This is a genomic window from Flavitalea antarctica (assembly GCF_054461535.1).
The window spans coordinates 61,993-87,098 of sequence record NZ_JBTLQG010000001.1 but is presented as its reverse complement, the minus strand read 5'-3'; the positions used below and the strand labels follow the sequence as shown (position 1 = coordinate 87,098).

Annotated in this window: 16 protein-coding genes; 5 read left to right on the top strand and 11 right to left on the bottom strand. The window is 42.7% G+C overall.

All coding sequences use genetic code 11. The annotated features are described in order from the left end of the window. Positions 1-97: 97 nt before the first annotated feature. On the bottom strand, positions 98-1,984 hold the full coding sequence (locus tag ACX0G7_RS00245; protein ID WP_458921385.1) for a sensor histidine kinase: 1,887 nt from the start codon (positions 1,982-1,984) through the stop codon (positions 98-100). A 274-nt stretch (positions 1,985-2,258) separates the two neighbouring features. On the opposite strand from ACX0G7_RS00245, the gene ACX0G7_RS00240 reads away from it, so the two are divergent. Next, the gene (locus ACX0G7_RS00240) at positions 2,259-2,405 is read left to right on the top strand and encodes a hypothetical protein (RefSeq protein ID WP_458921384.1); all 147 of its coding nucleotides are present in this window, start codon (positions 2,259-2,261) and stop codon (positions 2,403-2,405) included. Between the two features lie 71 nt (positions 2,406-2,476). On the opposite strand, the gene ACX0G7_RS00235 is transcribed toward ACX0G7_RS00240, so the two are convergent. Further along, positions 2,477-4,900 (bottom strand): ABC transporter permease, encoded by a 2,424-nt coding sequence (locus tag ACX0G7_RS00235; RefSeq protein WP_458921383.1) that lies wholly within the window; start codon positions 4,898-4,900, stop codon positions 2,477-2,479. 202 nt (positions 4,901-5,102) lie between these two features. Next, complete coding sequence (locus ACX0G7_RS00230) at positions 5,103-7,469, bottom strand: ABC transporter permease (protein ID WP_458921382.1); 2,367 nt, start codon at positions 7,467-7,469, stop codon at positions 5,103-5,105. Between the two features lie 345 nt (positions 7,470-7,814). Here ACX0G7_RS00230 and ACX0G7_RS00225 point away from each other — a divergent pair, with 345 nt between their 5' ends. Then, entirely contained in the window at positions 7,815-10,964 is a 3,150-nt protein-coding gene (locus ACX0G7_RS00225) for a glycosyl hydrolase (RefSeq protein ID WP_458921381.1), read from the top strand. A 61-nt stretch (positions 10,965-11,025) separates the two neighbouring features. Further along, the gene (locus ACX0G7_RS00220; RefSeq protein WP_458921380.1) at positions 11,026-11,409 is read left to right on the top strand and encodes a group III truncated hemoglobin; all 384 of its coding nucleotides are present in this window, start codon (positions 11,026-11,028) and stop codon (positions 11,407-11,409) included. A gap of 44 nt (positions 11,410-11,453) precedes the next feature. On the opposite strand, the gene ACX0G7_RS00215 is transcribed toward ACX0G7_RS00220, so the two are convergent. The 4 genes from ACX0G7_RS00215 to ACX0G7_RS00200 all read right to left on the bottom strand — a co-directional run bounded on the left by ACX0G7_RS00215 (position 11,454) and on the right by ACX0G7_RS00200 (position 14,475). Further along, positions 11,454-12,098, bottom strand: a complete 645-nt coding sequence (locus ACX0G7_RS00215) for a DUF4097 family beta strand repeat-containing protein (RefSeq protein ID WP_458921379.1) — start codon at positions 12,096-12,098, stop codon at positions 11,454-11,456. 69 nt (positions 12,099-12,167) lie between these two features. Beyond that, positions 12,168-12,950, bottom strand: coding sequence for a DUF4097 family beta strand repeat-containing protein (locus ACX0G7_RS00210; protein WP_458921378.1), 783 nt, complete (start codon positions 12,948-12,950; stop codon positions 12,168-12,170). A gap of 158 nt (positions 12,951-13,108) precedes the next feature. Then, the gene (locus ACX0G7_RS00205) at positions 13,109-13,924 is read right to left on the bottom strand and encodes a HEAT repeat domain-containing protein (RefSeq protein ID WP_458921377.1); all 816 of its coding nucleotides are present in this window, start codon (positions 13,922-13,924) and stop codon (positions 13,109-13,111) included. 2 nt (positions 13,925-13,926) lie between these two features. Beyond that, a complete protein-coding gene (locus ACX0G7_RS00200; protein ID WP_458921376.1) occupies positions 13,927-14,475 on the bottom strand; it encodes an RNA polymerase sigma factor in 549 nt (182 codons plus the stop codon). 365 nt (positions 14,476-14,840) lie between these two features. Between ACX0G7_RS00200 and ACX0G7_RS00195 the strand changes: the two genes are divergently transcribed. Together ACX0G7_RS00195 and ACX0G7_RS00190 are read left to right on the top strand one after the other, a co-directional pair. After that, positions 14,841-17,462: a GH116 family glycosyl hydrolase gene (locus ACX0G7_RS00195; protein WP_458921375.1), complete on the top strand. Its 2,622-nt coding sequence runs from the start codon at positions 14,841-14,843 to the stop codon at positions 17,460-17,462. Positions 17,463-17,689: 227 nt separating this feature from the next. Then, on the top strand, positions 17,690-18,475 hold the full coding sequence (locus tag ACX0G7_RS00190; protein WP_458921374.1) for a hypothetical protein: 786 nt from the start codon (positions 17,690-17,692) through the stop codon (positions 18,473-18,475). Positions 18,476-19,120: 645 nt separating this feature from the next. On the opposite strand, the gene ACX0G7_RS00185 is transcribed toward ACX0G7_RS00190, so the two are convergent. From ACX0G7_RS00185 to ACX0G7_RS00170, 4 genes are all read right to left on the bottom strand, one after another. Beyond that, the gene (locus tag ACX0G7_RS00185; RefSeq protein WP_458921373.1) at positions 19,121-22,348 is read right to left on the bottom strand and encodes an error-prone DNA polymerase; all 3,228 of its coding nucleotides are present in this window, start codon (positions 22,346-22,348) and stop codon (positions 19,121-19,123) included. A 14-nt stretch (positions 22,349-22,362) separates the two neighbouring features. Further along, positions 22,363-23,892, bottom strand: a complete 1,530-nt coding sequence (locus ACX0G7_RS00180; protein WP_458921372.1) for a Y-family DNA polymerase — start codon at positions 23,890-23,892, stop codon at positions 22,363-22,365. After that, entirely contained in the window at positions 23,867-24,598 is a 732-nt protein-coding gene (locus tag ACX0G7_RS00175; RefSeq protein ID WP_458921371.1) for an ImuA family protein, read from the bottom strand. The genes ACX0G7_RS00180 and ACX0G7_RS00175 overlap by 26 nt, the downstream gene beginning before the upstream one ends. A gap of 138 nt (positions 24,599-24,736) precedes the next feature. Beyond that, positions 24,737-25,084 (bottom strand): nuclear transport factor 2 family protein, encoded by a 348-nt coding sequence (locus ACX0G7_RS00170; RefSeq protein WP_458921370.1) that lies wholly within the window; start codon positions 25,082-25,084, stop codon positions 24,737-24,739. Positions 25,085-25,106: the final 22 nt, after the last annotated feature.

Here is a 25,106-nt window from a genome sequence, read left to right as displayed (position 1 = left end):
TAACCCCTCATAATTGAAATGTTCATTTCTTTACGCAAAACCGATACCAAAATGCATAATCTTGTTACGGTCACCTTCCTGGTGGCCAACATTATCGTCAGGAGTGTTGTTTTGGGACAGTAAAATGAAATGCAGTTCCCTCTCCTGGCTCTGAGTCAATCCAGATTTTACCGCCGAGATTGGTGATAATTTTCTTAACAATAGCAAGTCCTATCCCTGTTCCCGAATATTCTTCGCGATTGTGAAGTCTTTGGAAGATAATAAACACGCGTTCATGATACTCCTTAGCTATGCCGATTCCGTTATCTGTAAACGTGAATTCCCAATCTGATCCATTTTCGCGGGCACTCATGTCAATAATCGGACTTGTACCGGTCTTTCTGTACTTCAGGGCGTTTCCCAATAGATTTTGAAACACCTGGCCCAACAGTGTTTTATAAGTTGAGATAACGGGTAGTGGATGAATGGTGATCTTTGCAGCGGTTTCGTCAATCTGGCTTGAGAATAAGTTGAGGCTCTCCTTGGCTAGTATTTGTGTATCCACGGTTTCCGCTGCTTCCTCCCACCGGCCCACCCTGGAAAACCGGAGTAAATCAAGGATGATTTGCCTCATTCTTTTTGCACCATCAACTGCAAAATGAATATACTGTTTGCCCCTGTCATCGATGATGTCTGCATACCTGTTTTCCAACTGCTTTAAGAAACCCGTGACCATCCTGAGTGGCTCCTGGAGATCGTGTGATGCCACATAAGCAAATTGCTCCAGTTCCTTATTTGAGATTTCAAGGTCGATAGCTTGTTGTCTGATGTTTTCTTCTGCAATTTTGCGTGCAGATATATCTCTTATAAAAGCGCAAAAGAAAGCCTCACTGGGTTGGTTGATGGGGATGACAGTCAGTTCAATCGGAAATATCTGTCCGTCCCGTCTTAAGCCCTCCAATTCAAGTATCCTGTTCAGCACCTGCTCTTCACCATTTTGCAAATACAGTTCGAGACCAGCGTCATGACGATGTCTGAACCTTTCAGGTATAATAAACTCAGAGAGTTTTTTGCCCATCACTTCCTTTTGATCCCATCCAAAAGTCGCGGCCGCCTGTGGGTTCCAGAATGTTACTAATCCTCTTTTATCCATACAGATAATTGCATCGAGGGCCGCATTCATGATCAAACGGCTTCGTTCTTCACTGTCCCTGATCCTCTCCTCCGTTTTTTTCTTCTCTGTAATATCTTTGAAATATACAGAGCACCCACTTCTCGAAGGAAACACATTTACTTCGAGCCACAATTGCAGTGTTTCGTATAGCGCTTCGAATCTTACAATTTGATTTTCCCGCGTCGCTTTTTGAAAGTTATGATAGAAGGGCGTGTCTATTGCGTCATGATAAATCTCCCAAAGATTTTTGTTCAGGATATTCTCCCTGGGTTGACCCAGCATTTTTTCGGCCTGGTTGTTCCAGTAAGTAACTATCCAGTTATTGTCAACCCGGTAAAATGCTTCCCCTATGCTTTCAAGGATCGTGTGCCTTTCATCAAAAACATCATCGTAAGCTTTGGGTCTTACAGATTCGGGGGCATCGCCCTTGTTATTTATGATCTCAATGGCCGAAAACAGAATGTATTGTAAAGCACCGTTTTGATCAAACAGCGGAATGCTCTCTCCCTTCCACGAGATCTCCTCCTGACCATTGGACGCCTTCATTGACATAGGAATCAATGGCAACACGTCTTGCGCCATGCTGGTCTTAATAACAGCCTGAAATGACTCGAAAAGGTTTAATCCCTGTTTGGTATGGATTGATGAAGCGGAAACAGGGAATATAGCGGATGCACTCTGATTGAGGATTTCTTCCTCGGTAACTGAAAGCCTGTTTAAAACTATCCTGCTGACTGCCATGATAGAATAAGCCGGCGAATCCGGAAGGACGATAAAGCACGGATTGCGGGAGGCTTTAAAAGCTTCCAGCAAATAGTCGCCGTCAATCATATGTAAAAGGATATTAATCAGGAAGCTATAAAGCCCGATCTCGTTCAGTTCAGGATAATTGCATCCTGGCCTATTGCGGTCGCTGGCAGTATTTTCCCCCGGTTTTTGTAAATATACAAGTGAAATTGACTATATAACATAAAAATTTAAGACCTGTTTTGTTCGCTGATCCGGGCATCTTACGATGCCACATAATGACCTTACCACAAAATCCAGCTTACCAAAACACGTCTACCCATCCTCCTGTTATTCAGTGTACGAATTCTCAGCAAGGATGGTAAGAACCTTTGTCAGTATAGTTGAAAGTGATATTCATGTTATACATGTTAAGAAAATCGGAGACTGGTCAAATGATACCTATCTCGTAAAGATCGTTGCAGGTGGACAAATGATGACCAGCAAACTGGTCATTGCACACTAACAACTATCGATACTGCGGCTTTGTATGACCGTTATAATATCAATATATGATGAAAATAATTGAAGATAAATTTACTCTGTTCTTAAATTTTTCACGGGATCCGCCGTAGCTGCCCTGATCGATTGAAAACTTATGGTAATAAGCGCTATTCCCAGCGCAGTGAGCGCAGCTACAAGGTATACAACCCAGCTGATTGATACACGATACGGGAAATCCTGGAGCCATCCGTTCATTATCCACCATGATAATGGAAAGGCAATAATGAAAGCAATAATGACAGGCCTGAGAAATGATCCGCAAAGCATGGTAACTATGCCTGCTACACTGGCACCCAGTACTTTACGGATACCTATTTCTTTTACCCTTTGTTCTGCAGCGAAAGCCGTGAGTCCAAAAAGGCCCATGCAGCCCACGAATACCGCCATGGCAGTGAATATCAATAACAAGGTGCTTAGCTTATCTTCCTGGCTGTACATCACCGCAAAATTTTCATCGAGAAATTTGTAATCAAAAGGATAATCGGGTGTTAGCCTGTTCCATACCGACTTTATAGCGCTGATGGTACCAGGCAGATTTTCGGTCCTGACCTTTACCGCCATCTTTGCCAGAACCGGAGGATAGATCTGCAAAACCGTAGTACTAAGTTTTTCATGCAGGCTCTTTACATGAAAGTCCTTTACCACTCCTATTACCTTTCCTTTTTTCACCGGGTTGATAGAATCCGGAATCCACTTATCCCAATGTAAGCGTTGGCCAATTGCTTTTTCAGGCGTACCGAATCCAAGTTCCCTGACCGCGGTTTCATTGATGATAAACGCTTCTTCTTCGTCGGTTGCAAATTCTTTGGAAAATGCACGTCCGGCCACTATTTTCAGATCCATGGTTGGTATATAATCATAATCCACTATCAGTTGGACCGCTGAATGTGACTGCTCACCATCTTTGCCCGGCACCGTAATGCCATCCCCTGCCACTGCATCGCCGGGAAGGCCATAACCACCGGTAACTGCTATAACACCGGGTAAAGACTTCAGTTCATCTTTGAATACCTGGGGATTTGATTCGACACCACCCTGCACATTGAAATAGATTAATTGGTCTTTGCTAAAGCCAAGGTCCTTCTGATGCAGGTAATTCATCTGACGGTAAACGATGACGGTACTTACGATCAGGAAGGCGGAGATCGCAAACTGACCGATCACCAGCGCCTGGCGGATCGTGCCGGATGAAGTGTTGGTATTTTTCGTTGGTTTAAGGCCCTTCAAAACCCGGATAGGCTGAAAGCCTGACATAACCAATGCAGGATAAAGACCGGATAACAAACCTATGATCACTGCAAATGCCACCAGGGCCAAACCCAGCAATGGATCTTTGAAAGGATTAAACTGTATGGATTTACCAGTAAAGTCGTTCAGATGAGGTACGATCAAAACTGTAACGATCGAAGCAATTATGATGGAAATAAGGGCGAGAAAAACTGTCTCGGCAGTATATTGAACAACGAGTTGACCCCGGTTTGCCCCTACGACTTTTCGTAATCCGATTTCTTTGGCCCTGCGGAATGATCTTGCGGTTGCGAGATTGATAAAATTGAAGCAGGCAATTACAAGTACAAACAGTGCAATGATTGTTAATCCTTTTACATAAGTTTCATTTCCTCTTTTAGCATTGTCAAAACCAAAAGCTGCGGAGCCAAGATGAATATTCTTTAAAGGTTGAAAATAGGGTAAGAACGTAAACCCGCGGTCCCTGGTTTGGGGATGCGCCTCCTCAACGACGGCTTGTTGAAACTTATTTTCCAGGAGCTTTACATCCGATTTGGGCTTAAGACGCACATAAGTAAAGAACTGCTGCCAGCCCCATCGTTCCATTCTATCTGCCGGGAGATCAGCTGAGGCTATTGACAACATGTAGTTGAAGTCAAGGTGAAAGTGTTCAGGCAGCGGGGCGAATACTCCACGAACAATAAAGTCTACTTTGTCAAGTTTAATTACTTTCCCGATCGGATCCGTTGCTTTGAAATATTTCTTCGCCAGTTGGTCACTTATAACAATTGACAGCCTGCCTTCAAGGCCATGTTTGCTGTCGCCTTTCAAAAACTGTAATGGGAACATGTCGAAGAATGTGGAATCGGCTATGAACCCTTTTTCTTCATATCCCCGCTCATCTCCGGTTTCCATTAACTTTTTTCCACTCCACATCAACAACCGGGTGGTACTTTCCACTTCAGGATAATGTTGTTGGAGATATGGTGCAAAAACGGGTGGTGTGTTTGCAGATGAATTTATGCCGGCAGATGTGGTTGTTCTCAGGTAAACCCGGTAGATATCATCTCCCCTTTTTACGAATTTGTCGAATTGCAGTTCATCGTGCACAAACAACCCGATGGCGAGGCAACCGACGATACCGATCGTGAGCCCAAGGATATTTATCAGACTGAATCCTTTATAGCGCCACAAATTTCTAAGGGCCACCTTAAAATAGTTTCTCAGCATATGAGCAGTGATTTAATGAAAGTAAACACGTGCTCATGCCCAAAAAATAAGGCCAATTGTCAATGTTCTCATCATCAGACAGTTAAACTTGTCAGCGACTACGAACCTGTTCGTTTTCGAACAATTACTGTCTGGAATCAGTACTTCAATGTAAGCTTTGCCCATGTCGGAGACCGACTTTAAGGCGTTCCGGTAAACATCCTTATTCTGAACGCAGGCTTCGCACAGGATTGCTTAAAGCGGCTTTCAGGGATTCGTAACTGACGGTTACCCAGGCAATCAACAGTGCAATAAAGGAAGCCACAACGAATATCAACCAGTTTATTTTGATATGATAAGCATAACTTTCGAGCCAGTTATTGATCAGGTACCATGATAGCGGGATAGCAATAACAATTGCAATCAGTATCAGCCTGGTAAACCCGGTGGATAACAGGTACATGATTCCAAACACGGACGCCCCAAGCACTTTCCGTACTCCAATCTCCCGCCTCCGCTGTTCCGCAAGAAATGCCGACAATCCATATAGACCCATAGCGGATATCAGTATTGCCAATACTGCAAAAATGTTGAACAATGTACCAAGTCTTTGTTCGCCCTGGTAAAGATTGGCTATGTCCTGGTCAAGGAAATTAAAAGAGAAAGGATAGGCCGGGTTAAGATCGGTGCTGATTTTTTCTAACGCTTTAATCGTTGCCTCGCTGTTTCCTGATGCGGTGCGAATTACAACAAAACCACCCCAACGGTTCAGGTTGAGAACGAGGGGTTCAATGGGTTGCTGAATTGGCTTAAAATTAAAATCCCTGACCACTCCAATGATAACTCCCTTGTTTCCCCACATTGATAATGTTTTGCCAATCGCTTCATCTGATTTTATTCCCATCACCTTCAGGGCAGTTTCATTAACCATGAAGTTCGCAGAATCGGCTTTAAATGATTCTGAGAAATCACGCCCGTGCAGAAGTTGCATTTTGAAAACCCTGATAAAGTTTTCGGAAATAGCAAGGCTGGGGATTACTACCTGTGATTTCGGGTCTTTACCTTCCCAGACAACATCTATAGTTCCCGAAGTGAGGTTAGTTGGCAGATTATCTATGATTGTGAAATCAGTTGTTAAAGGGTTCTGTTTTAAGGCGGCCTTCATCGCATCGAGTTTACCCCACATTTCACCAGTCATCGGCATATACAGAAGATTTTCTTTGTCGAACCCGATGTTCCTTTTGTGAATGAAATGTAATTGTTTGTAAACTACAACGGTCCCGATCAACAGCACAATAGACACGATGAATTGCGTAACAACAAGGGTGTTCCTGAAAAAGAGGCTGCCACCTGATTTATTCAGTGAGCCCTTCAACACTTTCACGGGGCGAAAACCGGATAAGAATAATGCCGGATAGCTGCCTGAGATCAAACCCGTAGCCAGCGCCATACCAACGAGGGACAGCCAGATTTTCCCATCCATAAAATTGATCGACAGTTTTTTGCCGGCGATATCATTAAACGAAGGAAGAAAAAGGAATACAAAGCCTACAGCGATCAAAAGGGCGAGGAATGAGACCACGACGGATTCTCCCATAAATTGCAGAATAAGTTGACCGCGTTTAGCACCCGCCACTTTGCGGATGCCAACTTCCCGGGCTCTCCTTGCAGACCTGGCTGTGGCAAGGTTCATGAAATTGATGCATGCAACGACGAGAATAAAAATGGCAACAATCAAAAAGATGTTTACGTATTGAACATTGCCGTGGCCGGGAAGATCTACCTGTAAGTTGGAATGAAGATGAATACTGGTGAGTGGCTGCAGATAGAAATTGATTTTAAAATCAGGTTGTTTTGTTTTATAAATAGCATCCATCTGCTTTTCAAACTTCTTCACCGAAGCCGTCCCAGGTATTATATTCTTGACTAAAAGCAGGTAAGAATAATAATTGAAATTACCCCAGCTATTGGTTTTTAAATCCCGCTCCCGGTTAGCTATTGCCGACATTGGCATTATACAGTCAAACTTGAGGTGGGAGTTAGGAGGTAAGTCGGCGAAGATGGCCGTAACGGTAACGTTATCTCCGTTATTTCTCTTCAGGGTCCTGCCCAAAGCAGCTTCCCGCCCGAAATATTTTTTGGCCATGGATTGAGTCAGCAATATGGCATCCGGCCTGGACATTGCCGTATTCTTATTACCAGCAATTAACGGGAATGAGAAGATTTCTAAAAATGTGGAGTCGGCATAAAAAGTATTTTTCTCTTCAAACTTGTTATTGCCGGCTTCGAATAAGGTAGTTGTAAGATGACTTAACCTCACATAATTCTGAACCGACGGGAGTTCTGCTTTAAGCCCGCCTGGCATACCTGCCGGGTTAACTGCTGCTTTGAAATCACTTGCATTACATGTTATACGAAAGATATGATCCGCATTTTTGTGGAAACGATCATAACTTAATTCATGGTTTACCCATAACAGGATAAGTATGCTGCAGGCCATCCCTATTGCAAGTCCCGAAATATTTATCAGGGAATATGCTTTGTGCCGGGTAATATTCCGGAAGGCGATTTTGAGATAGTTTTTTATCATGGCAGTTACGATGAGTGAGGTTTATTTATACAACCATGTGACGACCCGGAATTGACATTTGTTACATTTCAACTTCACATTTTTTGTAACGCTTTCTACTTTTACTATCACATCATGCTAAGATATGTTACTGCGTTTTCAATAATTACCGCTCTTATCTAATTATGCACGAAGAATAAGATGCCGGGTCCTGTTCTATAGGTTATACGCCTGAATTCGCGACCGTAACTTTCGATTAAATTGATGGGGGATGCCCAATTTAGTTTTTGATGTGAATAAAGATGTTAAATTGGAATAAAACCCGGTGTGTTAAGTCACGCCCTTTTGAAATTTATTAGTTTGACTATGATCAGAATCTTTGGAGTAGTTTTTCACCTGTTCATTTCGGTTCAGCTTTCAGCTCAAAACCCTGGCTACAACCTGGGCACATCAAGCTCAGTGCAATATGATCAACTGAAAACGGAGTTTGATTCTCCACCAGTGGAAAGCCGGCTAAGATGTTACTGGTGGTGGTTAAACAGCATGGCGACAAAACAATCCATTACCCGTGACCTTGAAGAAATGAAAGCTAAGGGCTATGGTGGAGCATCGATTGTTGATGCCGGCAGTTCGAGCTATGATGTGGCAAAAAAGACAGCCGCGGGACCAGTGTTCATGAGTAAAGATTGGATGGAACTCTATAAACACGCTATAAAAGAGGCCGAGCGGCTCGGTATAGAATTAAGTGTGAACATTCAAAGTGGATGGAACCCGGGCGGGCCCACGATAACCCCTGAACTTGCACAAAAAAAAATCGTGTATTCAGATACGTCAGTTGAAGGTGGGAAACATATAGAGATGACACTTCGTCAACCTGCATCCAGGCTGATTTATAAAGACATTATTGTACAGGCTTACAAAGAAAAACCCGGTGTTCATCTAATAAAGGACAGCGTTATCAAAAATTGGGGAATCAAATCTTTCAATCAGAGCTTTGGATTTAAAGGAACTTATCCCTTGTACAAGCTCCGCGAAGAATTTGATCAACCTGAAAAAATAAATGGTATCCTCAAGGATGAAATTATTGACCTTTCTGCTAAAGTTATCGATGGCAGGATCAGCTGGGATGCGCCCCCTGGAAAATGGATCATCATAAGATATGGGTGGACAGCAACCGGTGCAATAACCTCAACAACGAGTGATGGATGGAATGGCCTGTCACTTGATCACCTTGACCCGGCGGCTTTTGAAAAATTCAATACAGATGTAATCACTCCGTTGATCAGGACAGCAAAAGATGCAGGGAACAGCCTTCGTTATCTTCAGACTGACAGTTGGGAAATGGGAAACGTAGGCTGGACCAATAATTTTCCCGGGGAGTTTAAGAAATATCGTGGCTATGATATCACTCCATATCTTCCTGTACTTGCCGGACGTGTTGTGGAAAGTGTTGAGGTATCAAACCGATTTCTGCAGGATTACCGTAAAACAATCGGCGACTGTATTGCGGCAAATCACTACCAGTTACTAAGCAATCTTGCTCATAAGAATGGCCTTGGTATGCATCCTGAATCCGGCGGCCCTCATTCCGCACCCGTTGACGCATTGAAGGTACTGGGGATAAGTGAATTTCCCCAGGGCGAATTCTGGGCAACGGCGAATACTCACCGGATCAAAGACGATGAAAGGCTTGCTGTAAAACAAAGCGCGTCGGTGGCACATACTTATGGCAAGCGATATGTAGCTGCTGAAGGTCCCACTTCGATAGGGCCTCAGTGGGAAAGATCTCCGAAAGATCTGAAATCAAATATAGACCGGGTCTTTTGCTCGGGGGTTAACAGGATTGTTTGGCACACTTTCACATCTTCTCCCGCAGAATTTGGCAAACCAGGCAATGAATATTTTGCAGGCACGCATATGAATCCAAACGTGACCTGGTGGAACCAGGCCGGAAGTTTTATTGATTATCTTAATCGGTGTTCGCATTTACTATCACAAGGCCTTTTTGTGGCTGACGCATTGTACTATTATGGTGATGATGTTCCAAATTTTGTGTTTCTCAAAGAAGAGGTGAGAAATCTTGCCTTTGGTTACGACTGGGATAAATGTTCAAAGCAGGTTTTGCTGGAACGAACTGCAGTTCAAAACCAAAGGCTGGTGTTGAAGGATGGTATGACATACCGGGTATTGGTGTTACCGGAAGAGACAGCAATAGACCTGCAGGTGCTCAGAAAGCTCGACACTTTAGTAAAAAACGGTCTGACTGTTATCGGGCCCAGGCCGGTTAAGTCCAACAGCCTCACCAACTATCCCTCAAATGATATTGAGATTAAAGAAATAGCGACGCGATTATGGGGCCCGATAGATGGAGGCCCGATAAAGGAAAACGCATATGGCAAGGGCAAGGTGATCTGGGGCCGTGATGTAAACTCGGTGTTGAGGGAAATGAAGGTATTACCAGATCTTGCATTCAGCAGTACAAAACAACAAACCGCGCTCGATTATATTCACCGTACTACAGACTCAATGGAAATCTATTTCGTAGTCAACAGGTTTGGGCGGAAAAATATCAATGACTTCGAGTTTCGTTATTTAACAAGCTTACCTGACAGATATGAACTGACTGAATGCAGGTTTCGTATTACCGGTATGGTTCCGGAGAGTTGGGATCCAATGACCGGCGAGATTACCGGGATCCCCGTTTACCGGGAAGAAAATGGCCAGACGATCATCCCGGTTGCTTTTGAACCGGAAGGATCGAGGTTTATCGTGTTCCGCAAACGAAATCCCTCGGCCGGAAGTGCAAAAAACAAACATATAGTGCAAATTATGACTGAAGGCAAACGTATTTTTCCGGCAAATGAATTCCCTGATGAAAAGCCCGTTATCGATTTTGTGAAAACGAAAACCGGCATCTCAGTTTCGGTAACAAAAAGTGGTAACTACCAATTAAGCTGGTCAGATGGAACCACAACCCGGCATCAACTCAGCACTAACGTTTCGCCTCAACCGCTAACGGGCAAATGGAATATCATTTTTGACACTGTTTGGGGTGGTCCTGCCCGGATAGTGACCGACAGTCTCATGTCCTGGACCACGTTTAAGGACGATCGTGTAAAATATTATTCGGGCAGGGCGATTTATACAAAGGATTTTGTTCTTAAAAAACGCAGCGCTGGTTCTAAAACTGTTCTTGATCTCGGTAATGTTTTAGAATTGGCCTCTATAACGATCAATGGTCATAAGTTGCCAGCCAGGTGGAGCCCTCCATTCGCATTTGATATCACCCCGTACACAAAGACGGGGACGAATACACTGGAAGTTGATGTAGTAAATCTTTGGCCCAACAGGCTGATAGGCGACAGTAAACTGCCGTCAGAAAAACGCCTGACAAAAACAAATATCATGAAATTCGATAAACCCGATTCCGAAAAGATGTTACGTGAGTCAGGCCTGCTCGGCCCGGTAACACTGACGCAAAAGACTTTTACGGAGATCATTTTCAGCAAGCAATAACATTTCAGGTACCAGGTATTGCCGAAGCAGTATCTTGCAGGCAGATTGAGAAAAGATGCTGATGACAAAAAAGGACATTGAAAACAGGGCTGACGTGGAATTACTCATCAATTCGTTTTATGATAAAGTAAAGCCGGACCCGGTTATTGGATTTATATTCACAGATATCATGAAAATAAACTGGCAGGAACACCTGCCAGCTATATACAACTTCTGGGAAAATGCCATTCTCTTTACGGGAAATTATAGTGGCAACCTGATGCAGATTCACCGGAACATAAACGAAATAACACCTCTTTCTGCAGCGCAATTTAAGCGGTGGACCGATTTATTTTGCGCGACGGTTGACGAACTCTTCGATGGTGATAAGGCTATTCTGGCAAAACAGAGAGCGATCGGAATTTCAACTACCATGCAGATCAAAATCCTTCATTCGTCATTCTGAATTATTCGGACGCTGTAAAGCAAACCTTCATACATCATTCTGAATTATTTTGAAGGATCCCTTAAAAATATATCACCGCTGATGGTCTTGAGATTTACTGCCGTTCCACCTCCTTTGTAGCGGCTGCTTATATCAGCCGAACCTTTTTTGGAAGTAATGGACTCATTGTCCAGGATGTTACTATACACGGTCCCCGTAATGGTGCTCAATTTAAAATCAGCCTTCAGGTCAGAGGGGATCAACAAATCTATAAAACCACTGATGCTGTTCGCCTTTACCTCCGCAGTTTTCCCTTTTATCACTATGTTGCCGTTGATTGTTTCTACGTTGATAGGTGCTTTTTCAGGAACATAGACATCCCAGTAGATATCAGTTTTGCAACAGTTTGAGTCTTCCTTCCAGTTATTGCTTCGCTTTGATTCAATTTTTGCATTTACCGTGATGGCATTATTCGATTCATCAAATTCAACAATATACTCATCATTGTACCGGTTGTCCGAAATAGAGACGGAAGCCTTAACAGACACTTCATTCTTGTTCCAGGTGTTTATCCTGATTGAATCTGCAATCTGCAGTTTCAGGTTCACATCTTTGTTGTTGCTATAATTGAATGTTTTTTCGATCATTTTTTGTGCGCTTACCGTCAAAGCTGTAAAGCAAAAAAGCAATGCGATCGACATATTTTTCATACACTGATAAGTTAAGGATAATTAAATGATAATGATGTTTGAATAACCAATAACAGACAAGGGGTGGTCTTAAGACTTACGGAGATAAATGTTACCCGAAATGTTGGTTATTTTCAATGGCACTCCTCCGCCGTTCAACTGGGTTTTGAGCTTTGATCCCCCTACCTGCTTCAACTTCTTATCGGTTGAGGTTAAATCAAAGTCTGAATAAAATGCTCCTGTCACTGTTTCCATCTCCAGGTCAACCGCCGATTTTGAAGGCATTGTTACATCAATTTCACCACTGATAGATGCAAGCGAAATTGGCTTATCCTTACTCAGTTCCGTAAACACTATCTGGACATCACCGGCAATAGTTGATAATACAAGCGGACCAGTGACATTTTTCAGAATGATATCCTGGCAATTTTTTACTTCGACCTCGTTTTTGATGTTGGAGATGGTTACTTTACCGGAATTGCCGCATTCATTGCTCAGCTTCAGGCTAAAGTTTTCAGGTACCCTGATCTTGTAATTTGCTTTTTTATATATTGGTAACAGGCAATTTAATGTGATCTGGTTTCCATTTTTTTCAACGGCAATGGCCATTCCGGTATTATCGGTTCCCTGGGCGTAAACCGGGGTTAATCCTTTCGCGCGCTCAGGCGGCTTTGTAGAATGATCAGACACGATAACAATTTCATTGCCACTATATCCCTCTATAGGAAGATTTCCAGGAAATTGATTAAGCGTTAATTTACCTTCTTTGGAATTCTGCACCTGTATCTTGTATTCCTGTGCAATTGTCGACCCATGCAAAAACCCACTGACGAAAAGGAGGAAGAGAACATTTTTGAATTTCGTATTTTTCATTTTTTTACGTTTAATAATTATGCCATCCGGCATTGTGTAATTTGATTTTTTTGTTGCACGTGTAAACGGGATCCATAGATCAGCAGACTAAATACTACCCTATCAACAAGCGCTTGTTGATGTGTAATAGTAAAATCCAACAGAAAGCTAACCGGTCCTCAAAGTAACTTGAGGCCTCTTATAGCAGCATCTTTTACCGGGGCAAGTGTTGACTTGTCAGAAATAATTTCTTTGATGGGTTCGATCGCCCTTGGTTCTTTTTGATCTGTAAGTATATTAATCAGTACTATCTGAACAATTGGTTCTTTCTGTTGCTTAAGCGAGTTCACAAGTGAATCCCTCACAGCCTGATTAGCACTGAACCTGGATATTGTATTTAAAGCTGCGAGCCTTACGTTCACATTCTGATCCCCATTTAACGTATTGATAAGCGCCTGTATAATTTCCTGCCCGGGATTATTCATCTGTTCTACATAGGTCACAGCCTTTATCCGTTCACTCGGTGATTCATTATCCAGCAGATTCAGCATAATGGCCTCCTTCATTGCATTAACTTCGGTTCTAAGCACCGCCATTTGCGCACTGGTTTCGTTTTTAGTTTTGCCCCGGGTTACAACACTGCCGATCACAACTCCACCGGCTAATAATAAGATACAGGCAGCAACCTTCAGAAGAATATTCCGGATGGGTAACACCGGAACTTCCTTTTCCTTTAAGGGGTGAAGAATTCCTGTTGTTGCGAGTATGTTTATTTCCGACTGGAGCATGGTTTCAAAGTTCTCCTTAAGCGTAACACCTGGCAATTGCGGCTTCTCGCTGGCTATAGCGCTGAATATCTCTTTATATTCAGATAACTCCCTGCGGCATGTCTCACATGCATTTAAATGGAGATCCAAAGACTTCCTCGTGTTTCCCGGCAATTCGTTGTCCAGGTAATCTATCAACAACAATTGCACATCGCTACATTTCAGCATCTTCAGTTGTTTTGTTTAAAATAAATTTGTTTCAGCTCTTTTATTGCCCGGTGAATCTGTACTTTGACCGACCCTTCAGACATGTTCTTCAATTGTGATATCTCGCGGTATTTAAGTCCTTCGAACCGGCTCAGTACGATCAGCTCGCGATCAACCGGCCCGAGTTGGCCAAGCGCAACATGCAACTTTTCAAAATCTTTTTCGACAAAGTCCTGATCACTAACGGCAATTTCTTTTTCAGAAAAATCAATAGAATCCGCGACTATGTCCGACATTTTTTTCTCCTGTTTGCAATAGTCCGCATGCATGTTGCGGGCCATTTTATACATCCAGGATTTGAAAGATCCTTTTTCAACATGGAACCCTTCCCTGTATCGTATTATCCGGTAAAACAAGTTTTGAGTCAGATCCTCGCTTTTCTGCTTATCCATGGTGAGCTTAAGAAAAAAGTTGAAAACCGCTACATGATAACGATTGAACAGCTCAGTCAGGTCAGACAAATGACCGTTTTTGACACTAACCATTATTTTTTCGTCTGACAAAGCTGACACCAGGGATCTGTTTTATTATATGTATACTCCGGTTTGAAGAAATAGTTACAGGAATCTATGAAAAAAGTCAGAATATTTTTCCGGCTGCGATGTTTGCAAACTGTGTTCCAAACATTAATCTGATCATGATAACCTTGCCATGTCTGTCTGGCCAGCAAAATAACAAACCCCGGATTTCAATAGCCAGGGGGTTGTGAAGCCACAAAAATAAAACAGGTTGGGACCGGGCAATCCGGTTACTGAGCGGGCGATGTAATTAATGAGTGATTGACGGGTATTCGAAATATTGTTTAATTTAAATGTACATATCAGGATAAGCTGCTGAGATTTCAATGATTTGCTATCAACGATAAATGAGTTGACCGATGAAAAATAAATCACGCAGGAAATTCATCAAAAACCTGGGATTGGGTGGCTTTGCGGCCGGGGTTTCGCCAATCAGTATGATAGGATCCCCGGAGTTTCAAAACATCGAGGGAGATCACAGCGCTGCTCCAAATTTCGAATCTGCAGTCAAACATATCTATAATGACAGTTATACCGACGAATTTCTAAACCGGGTAGCTTTCCCTATTGGAGGTATTGGCGCGGGCATGTTTTGTCTCGAAGGTGCAGGCGCAATTTCGCATATGTCAGTCAGGCATAAACCCGAGGTTTTTAATGAACCAGGCTTGTTTGCAGCCATCCACATCAAAGGTTCAAAATCCGGAGCTAAAATTCTTGAAGGCCCTGTTCCGGACTGGAAAAAATTTGGTCAACCAAATGCCGGTAACGGTTCAGCCGGCTCTGTTACGGGACTACCACGTTTTCAAAAAGCAACGTTTAAACCAAGGTTTCCTTTTGCAACTATGCATCTTACTGATCCTGAAATCCCGGTCACTGTGCAGCTCACGGGTTGGAGTCCCTTTATACCGACAGATGAAAACAATTCAAGCCTGCCGGTTGGTGCATTGGAATATACGTTTTCAAACCCGGGCAGTGCTCCCGTTGACTTGGTGTTTTCTTACAATGCAAAAAATTTTCTTAAGGTAGATAACGGTAAAAGCGAAATCCGGAAATATCAAAATGGTTTTATCTTATCTGAAAATGGCACAAAAGAGAAACCATTTTTGAAAGGAGACTTCGCGATCTATACTGACCAGGCTGATACCGAGGTGGATCATTCATGGTTCAGGGGTGGCTGGTGGGATCCACTGACAATGGCCTGGAATAAAATAAAAAGTGGCGATCTGACAGCGGTTGACCCGGTTGAGTCCGGCGCTCCCGGAGCTTCATTGTTTGTGCCTTTCCGATTAAATCCCGGAAGCAGGAAAACAATCGTCGTTTATTGTTCATGGTTCGTTCCGGGATCGGACCAGGCGCATGGAAAAGTTGGTGAGAAAAAAGACTGTGATCCGCGAACAGGTTGCTGCTCTTCACCTGCTGATATTGCTCTTGATAAATATGACAAAGATTTTGACGCCCCTTTTTATAAGCCCTGGTATAGCAGTGTTTTCACATCAATAGAAGAAGTTTGTAAGTTCTGGACAATGAAATATCAGGAGCTTAGGAAAAACTCCCGCACTTTCAGTGATGCTTTTTTTTCAGGTACTCTACCACCCGAAGTTATGGAAGCGGTTGCTTCAAATCTCTCTATTCTGAAATCTCCTACGGTGCTCCGCCAGTTTGATGGGCGGCTGTGGAGCTTTGAAGGTTGTAGTGACAACGCTGGCTGTTGTCATGGTTCGTGTACGCATGTCTGGAACTATGCACAGGCTATTGCTCATTTGTTTCCCGCGCTGGAAAGAAGTTTGCGTCACACAGAGTTCTGTGAGAGCCAGAATGAAGAAGGTCATCAGAACTTCAGGTCTACATTGCCGATCAAACCCGCTACCCACGATTTTCATCCGGCAGCCGATGGTCAGCTCGGAGGCATCATGAAAGTCTACCGCGAGTGGAGGATCAGTGGCGATAACGAATGGGTAAAAAAAATGTACCCGATGGTAAGGAGCAGTCTTGAGTATTGTATCCGTACCTGGGATCCGGAACAAAAAGGTATTATCGAAGAGCCACATCATAACACCTATGATATAGAATTCTGGGGTCCGGATGGCATGCACTCATCCTTTTACCTGGGTGCATTAAAAGCGATCACAGAAATTGGTGCTTACCTGGGAGAGGATGTATCAAAATATGAAGCCTTATTCGAAAAAGGCGGCAATTACATGGAGGAGAAATTATATGATGGCGAATATTTCATCCAGGAAATAAAGTTTACGGGTCTGAAAGCGAAAAATCCGGTTGAAGCTTCAGCTAAGTCTATGGGAGGTTCCTATTCCGACGAAGCAAAAAAACTGTTGGAAAAAGAAGGGCCAAAGTATCAATACGGAAAGGGATGTTTGTCCGATGGCATTCTCGGGGCGTGGATAGCCCGGATGTGCGGGCTTGCGGACCCGGTTGATTCCATGAAAATCAAAAGCCACCTGGTGGCAGTTCACAAATACAACCTGAAATCAAACCTGAGTGATCATGCGAATCCACAGCGGCCTTCTTATGCGCTGGGCGAAGAAGGCGGGCTGTTATTATGTTCCTGGCCAAAAGGCGGAAAACTGTCACTGCCATTTGTATATAGCGATGAAGTATGGACTGGCATTGAACACCAGGTTGCGGCCCATCTCATGTTGATGGGTGAAGTAAAGAAAGGACTTGAGATCGTCAGGACAAGCCGAAACCGTTATGATGGACGTATCCGCAATCCTTTTAACGAGTATGAATGCGGACACTGGTATGCCAGGGCCCTTTCAAGTTATGGGTACCTGCAATGCTTAACCGGTGTCCGTTTCGACGCAGTGGATAAGATATTGTATGTCGATTCCAAAATTGGCGACTTCAAATCTTTCATTTCAACCGGGACCGGGTTCGGTACGGTTACACTTGCAAAAGGCAGGGTGACCGTTGATGTTGTGTATGGAAAAATTCCCTACTCAGAGATCCGTATCCAGCCATAAATCCAAAATGTATCCTCATAAAAATACCATGCACTTCACATGAACAGATCGATCAACTCCGATCAGGCATAGAACTCCGCGAACATTTATTAATCTCCCGGTAACGGTTATATCGAATTGTTAACCTTTCTCAATTCATACATCATTTATCCCGTTTTATTTTCTTAGCCATTGATCTTCGGCTGTGCGCGACCGAGTTTTGACTCATAAAAAAAACAAAAAAATTTATGAAAAAGACTGGATTACTACTGGTATTGGCAGCTGTAATATTTACATCCTGCGACAAAGAAAAAGATGATAACAGCGGAATTTTAAAAGGAAACGAAGTTCAGGTACATGAAGGAAAAGCATGGACCTGGGTTCAGGTGGATAAAAATGGCAATCCACAAAAAATGGCAGTTTCCATAAACGATGCAGCATTGAAAAGTTTGCCTACTAAAGGAGGAGATGATGGTCATCACAAGGGGCACAGTGGAATTAATAACTGGGCTCTGAAATTTCATCCCAAGGCAAATATTTATCCATTCACTTACCTGGGACTTGACTGGAATCCAATTGGCCACGAGCCGGATCCTATATATGGAAAATCGCATTTTGATTTCCATTTTTATATGATGACCCAGGCAGAAGTTGATGCAATCCCTCCTTATGAAGTAGATAGTGCAAAGTTTAAGAATTCACCTGCACCAGAATACCTTCCTGCAAAATATATCAATCCTGGTGGCGGTGTTCCAAAAATGGGCGCACATTGGGTGGATATTACTTCATCAGAATTTAACGGACAGCCCTTTACCCAAACATTTATCTATGGCTCTTTCAATGGTAAAGTAAATTTTTATGAACCCATGATCACATTGGATTTCATTAAGAACAACAACAATTTTGAAAGATCCATTCCTCAACCTGCTAAAGTCCAGAAAAGCGGATACTATCCAACAAAGCTCAGGATCGTAAAGCATGATGGTGTAACTGATATAATCCTGGATGGAATGACTTATCGTACACAGTCTTAAACTTTCTTACTTACTCACAGGCACGAATTTGGTTCAGCGTAAATGGCTAGCATTTGCCAGATAGAAGGACATTATGACCCATCTGATTGCAGGACATTATTTAACCCAACATAAACATGAAAAAGGGGTTTGGTTATCCAAATCCCTTTAATCTTTTACGGGAATACGCTTTATATACTCCAGTTAATGTTTATTATTTATCCCTTGTTAAGGTGCAGTATTCTGTCATTTTAATGTTTACTATTTATCCCTTGTTAAGGTGCAGTATTCTGTCATTTTAATGTTCATTATTTATCCCTTGTAATATGAAGTATCCTGTCGTCTTATCGTTCATTATTTGTCCCTTGTTAATGTGCAGTATCTGTCATTATAATATTCATTATTTATCCCTTGTTAATGTGAAGTATCCTGTCCTCTTAGTTTTACCTAGTTAATATGTGTCGTCTCCTGTCTACTTACAGTTCATTATTTATCCCCCGGTTAACGTGCAGTATTTGTCTTAGGTAATGTGCAATATTTATATCCTATTATTGCTCCATATGATATCCTCTTGCTGTGTATTATTTATAACCTGGTAATGCGCACTTATGGATGCTGTTAGTACGCTTGTGGATCCTGTTAGTTCACTTGTGGATGCTGTTTCAATTATTTAAAATTTCTTGCTTCAGGAAAAACTTTTTCTCCTGCATTCTCCCTTACCTGGGATCGTTTGTTCTGAGCATGAATGGGAATGGTTTTTTCATCGCCACGTGATAAGGTTAACAGAGGCAGGTTTTCGTTTCTTGATTGAGTGAGATTACGAAGTAATTTTGTGAAATCATGGCATGTTCTGACAATCACATGTATCACCTCCCCTTCCCTTTGCAATTTCCCTTCAACCATTATAAGTCGTGATTGCAATACCTCTTTACGGAATTTTTCAAACAGGCTTTCAAAAATAACAAGGTTAGCGAAACCGGTTTCATCTTCAATAGTCATGAAGCAAACTCCACCAGCCGTTCCGGGCCTTTGTCGCACAAGTACAAGACCCGCAACTTTTACCGGTTGCCCGTCCTTCATGTCGGCCAGTCCTTTGGTAGATGTTATGTATAACTGGGTGAGTTTTTCTCTTACGAAACTAACCGGGTGAGCTTTCAAGGACAATGACGTAGTTGCGTAATCCTGCACAACATGCTCCGAATATGACATACCTGGCAGTGTTATGCTTTTTTCAGAAATATCAGCAGCATCCTGGCCAGCAAAAAGTGCCCTGTGACGATCATCTTTTGTGGAAACTTCCCATAAAGCCTGTCTTCTGTCAAGACCAAGTGATCTGAACGCATCCGCATCTGCGAGCTTTTCGAGGGCAGCTTCCGGCACTCCAGCTTCTCTTAAACTATTGACATCTGTATATGATTCAATTCTTCCTTCAGTTAACACTTTTATATCCTCTTCCCTTAATCCTTTCACCTGGCGGAACCCTAACCGAAGTGCATGATATTTTCCGGATTTTCCTTCAAGCCTGTTATCCCATAAAGAATAATTAATGTCAACAGGCCTCACATCCACACCGTGTTTTTTTGCATCAATAACAATCTGTGCCGGTTGATAAAATCCCATTGGCATACTATTCAAAAGGGCACAGGCAAAAACATCGGGATAATAACATTTGATCCATGATGATACATACACCAGCAACGCAAAACTTGCGGCATGGCTCTCGGGAAAGCCATAACTTCCAAATCCTTCCAACTGTTTAAAGACCCTTTGAGCATATTCAATCGTATAGCCCCGTTCAAGCATTCCGTTTATAAGCTTTTGCTCAAACTGGGTGACGAGACCTTTCAATTTGAAGGTAGCCATGCTTCTTCTTAATTCATCCGCTTCGGCCGGGGTGAATCCTGCGGCTACTATTGCTATTTTCATTGCCTGTTCCTGGAATAAAGGGACCCCCAATGTCCGGCCCAGTATTTCTTCCAGTTCCTTCGATGGATATTCAACTGGTTCTTCACCATTTCGTCTTCGCAGATATGGATGAACCATATCCCCCTGGATCGGCCCTGGTCTCACAATTGCAACTTCAATGACAAGATCATAAAAACAACGAGGTCTTAACCTTGGTAGCATTGATTGCTGGGCGCTGCTCTCGATCTGAAATACTCCAATGGTATCCGCCTCGCAGATCATGTCATATACTTTGCTATCGTCCTGCGGAATATTCGCGAGTGTAAGGTTAAGTCCATAGTTTTCCTTTGCTGTTTCAAAGGCTTTTCTGATGCAGGTTAACATTCCCAGGCCAAGCACATCAATTTTCAAAAATCCAAGGTCATCTATATCATCCTTGTTCCATTCTATACAGGTGCGGTTTTGCATACGTGCATTCATAATCGGACAAAGATTCGAAAGTTTGCCACGTGTAATTACAAAACCACCCGTATGCTGACCAAGCTGGCGGGGAAATCCAATATACTGCTCTGTAAGTGACAGAACTTTCCGAAGATGCTTATCATCGGGATTCAAACCTTGTTCCAGGATACGTTTCCCCTCAAACCATTCAGTGGTAAATTCCCATATAGATCCTGATAACCTGTTAATAGTATCCACTGACAGACCCATTGCTTTGCCAACATCCCTGATTGCTCCTTTCTGGTGTTGCTGGGTTACGGTTGCAATAATTGCTGCCCTGTCGCGACCGTATTTTTGATAAATATATTGAATGACTTCTTCACGTCTTTCATGTTCGAAATCGACATCTATATCCGGTGGCTCATTACGGGCGGATGAAATGAATCTTTCAAAAAGCAAGTCAAACTTTGTTGGATTAACAGAGGTTATTCCCAGGCAAAAACAAATCGTTGAATTAGCTGCTGATCCCCGGCCCTGGCAAAGGATGCCCTGGGATCTGGCAAATCTTACAATATCATAGACAGTTAGAAAATAAGGCGCATAATTCATCTGGTCAATAAAACCTAATTCATGATTGATAGCTGCAATCGTTTTCTCCGGTATTGTTTCACCAAATTTTTCTTTTGCTCCTTCCCAGGCAAGAAAAATCAATTCCTCCTGCGGTGTACGACCTTCACTTGTTATTTCTTCCGGGTATTCATATTTTAATGAATCAAGGGTAAACCGGCATGCCTCAGCAATTTCGCGTGTTCGCATGATGGCATCCGGGTAATGCCGGAACAAACGGATCATTTCCTCCGGAGCTTTTAAATGTCTTTCCGCATTTTCATGCAATAGAAACCCTGCATTATAAATAGTGCATTTCTCACGAATGCATGTTAAAACATCCTGCAGTTGCCTTCGGTCTGGATTATCATAATGAACGTCATTAGTGGCCACCAATGGAACCTGTACTTCGTTTGAAATTTCAGCCAAACGATAAAGTTGTTTGGCATCATCACCGGAATATTGGCGCGTTGCAGCAAGATAAAGATGCTCACCAAAAGCTTTCCTGTATTCTCTTATGGCAATTTTGAATGCGGGGTCAAATTCAAAGTGCTCATTCAGGCTGGATGGGGGGATAGCAACGAGTTTACACTCACTGGCATACATGAAAACATCCTCCTTGTAAAGAAGACAATCGCCTTTTTCTGCCCTGAGGTTACCGATGGTGAGCAAGGAGCACAATTGCGAATATCCATGACCGGTAGTTGGATAAATAAGCAGTGATGGCCCGTCGGAAATGTCCAACCGGCATCCGGGAATGATTCTTATACCCTTTTTTTTAGCGGCACTATGAGCGCGTACAATACCCGCAAGTGTATTTCTATCGGTAATACCTATTTCACCATAACCATATTCTGCGGCTTCAGCAACCAGCTCTTCCGGGTGGGATGCACCCCGGAGAAAACTAAAATTTGTTGTTACCTGGAGTTCGGTATATGACATACGCGATTAGGATTTTAAGCAAATATTCCATGTAAGAACCATTGATAGGAGCTTTCCGCGGAATAATGTCCAATCCGGAATAGCCAGTAACGATGTCCTTCTTCATCTTCAACACTATAATAATCACGGTGCTGGCCTTCTTCGATCCACCATTCCGCTTCAATCCGCTCAGGCCCATCCGCTTTTTTTATATTATGTACTTTTCCTTTGTAACGAAACAACATAGGAGGATAATCAGGAATAGGTGCCGCAACACCTATAGGTTCAGGTGTTTTTAACAGTTGCAAGGGTCTTGGGCGGTGAACACGCCATGGAATTGATGGTTGTTCAGTGACGGAAGACGCAAGCCGGATTGATCTTTCGGGCCAGTGATGTTGATCAGGCAAATAACGATGAATATTTTTTGAACCAATTTTATTTGTCAACCTGTCAATCAACTCAGCCAGGGCATTGTCTTCGAGCCCACATGTACCTTCCCATAATCTTTCCTGGACAGCAATGAGGTCATCTACTTTTGGAGCTTCCAGGATAAATAGTTCTATACCCAGCGCCGGTTCAATCGTCTGTAATTTTATCTCAAATAGTTTGTATAAATGTTTTGTATTGACTGAAGGACGGTTGGTGCCGATTTCAATCTGAACAATTTTACCGTCAACCCGAAAACATTTAAACCTTGCATGCCGGATGCCCTTTTGTTCTTTTTTTAGCCGGTTTGCGATTTTTTCCAATAACTGTTCCAGCGCGATGCTGATACCGGTAGCAGAGACTATTGGTTCAAGGCACGGAAGTCTTTCCTGGTAAGGCTCTATAGGAATGACCGGAATAATTTTTTCTTCTGCATTTCCTAAAGCCTTGTCAAGTTGCAAGAGCAATGATTGCCCAAATCGCCTACGAAGCGCTGACCTGGGCATTCCTATAATATTACTTACCTGGTGAAGACCCAGTTTGAACAAACGTTCCGTTATTTCAGGTTCCAGCCTGAGCGAAGCCGGAGGTAGTGTAAGCAAAGCTTCAGATTGTTGAGACGGTTCAATAACAGGTGTAATTTTGCCATAACGTGCAATTGCCCAGGAACAACCAATTGTATCAGCCATGGCCGCTCTAACAGTATACCCAAGAATTTTAAGCCTGGTAATTATCTCTTTCAAAAATTGTTTTTCACCACCCCATAAATGTGCACAACCTGTTGCATCAAGCATAATTCCGTCAGGCAAATCAACAGCAACTTCTGGTGAATACCGGATAGCCCATTCTGCAATTCCCTTTAGCAACCTTCCTGAAAGTCCCGGTTTATCATCCATTACTTTTAGGTCCGGAACCATTGCGCGGGCATCTGCGACAGCCATACCGGTTGCAATACCATGTGCAGTTGCTTCTGCATTTAATGCCGTAATGATCATTCTGCCATGATCCGGGGCAGCAATCACAAAAGGATGTTCTTTCAGATCTGGCTGCCTTATCGCGAACCAATCTGTTTTAAGATGAGAAAACCATATAGACACAAAACGTTCAGCCATGTCACCCCACTTTCTTGCTTCGCTCACTTGTGATGATGTTGAACACTTCGGTTTCAGTTCTGAATTTGCCTGCCTCCCATCCAACATCCCAAATACCGGGTTTTCCGTTTCTTACTTTTAGCAATTCCACTTTCCAATTTGCATATCCCAGACCGGGCATCCCATCCCTGGTGGTGCTTGGCAATGAAGAAACTTTCCAGCGGGTTACACAGGCATTGGTATTATGATTCCTGGGTTGATGCCGTAAAACAAAACCGGTTACACAGCTTTGTTCGACGGCGAGTTGCAGTCTTCTCGACGATGTGAAACTTAATTCACTCAGTTCGCAAACAACAGCTGCCAGACCACCACATTTCAATGACTCTTCTGTTGCCCATAAAATATCTCTTTCTTTCTTAAGATCTACAAATAATATATGATGGGGTTCTATCCCGAAAAACTTTAATGCAGGAGGGAAAATCGTCCCTGATCCTGAGATCCAGATACATGCTCCACCCTTTTTCATCAGGCCAGATATTATCCCAGAAACAAATCCAATGGTTGCAGCTTTGTCTTCAGCAATCACGCTGATGAACTCATGCACAGCTCCTACCGGAAAGGAATTATTGGGAAAAGCAGCATCAATCGGTCCCCAACCAATATTCAATGGGATACCACTCACTTTTTTCACCCCATTCAGTGAAAGGATATCTTTTTGCAATTGCGCTAATATGGTGGCTTTGTCAGTCAACATCAATTCATTCTCCTACAATAATACTAAATATTTTAGTAATTTATCCCAAAAATTGTAGTTTATAGATTATCAATGAAATAGGATGAAACAAATTCAAAATTGAAATCGGTTATTGGGGGAATTAAAATGCAGGATGACTCAAAACTCCAAAACTTCTATTATATATGAAGTTATTTCAACTAGTTTGTTATTATCAAAACGAAAAATGTCACAGTATTCAACTTTGCCCGGGGAATTATCCTGGTTTGTAAAACTGGAATAACCCTGTACCACAACAGTATCATCTGTGACAATATGGTGAGTGTTTGTCATTGAAGAATTGTCCATTTCAGCCAACATTTTATTACAATGGGCGATCACATTTTCCTTCCCGATTATTGCCGGTGATCCTACAATGTTCCATTGGATATGATCATCAAAGGAATCATAAACTGACTTGAAATCACCTTTGGAAAACGTATCGCCTATCTCTGTAGTTGTCTGCATGATTAGTACATTGAATTATGAT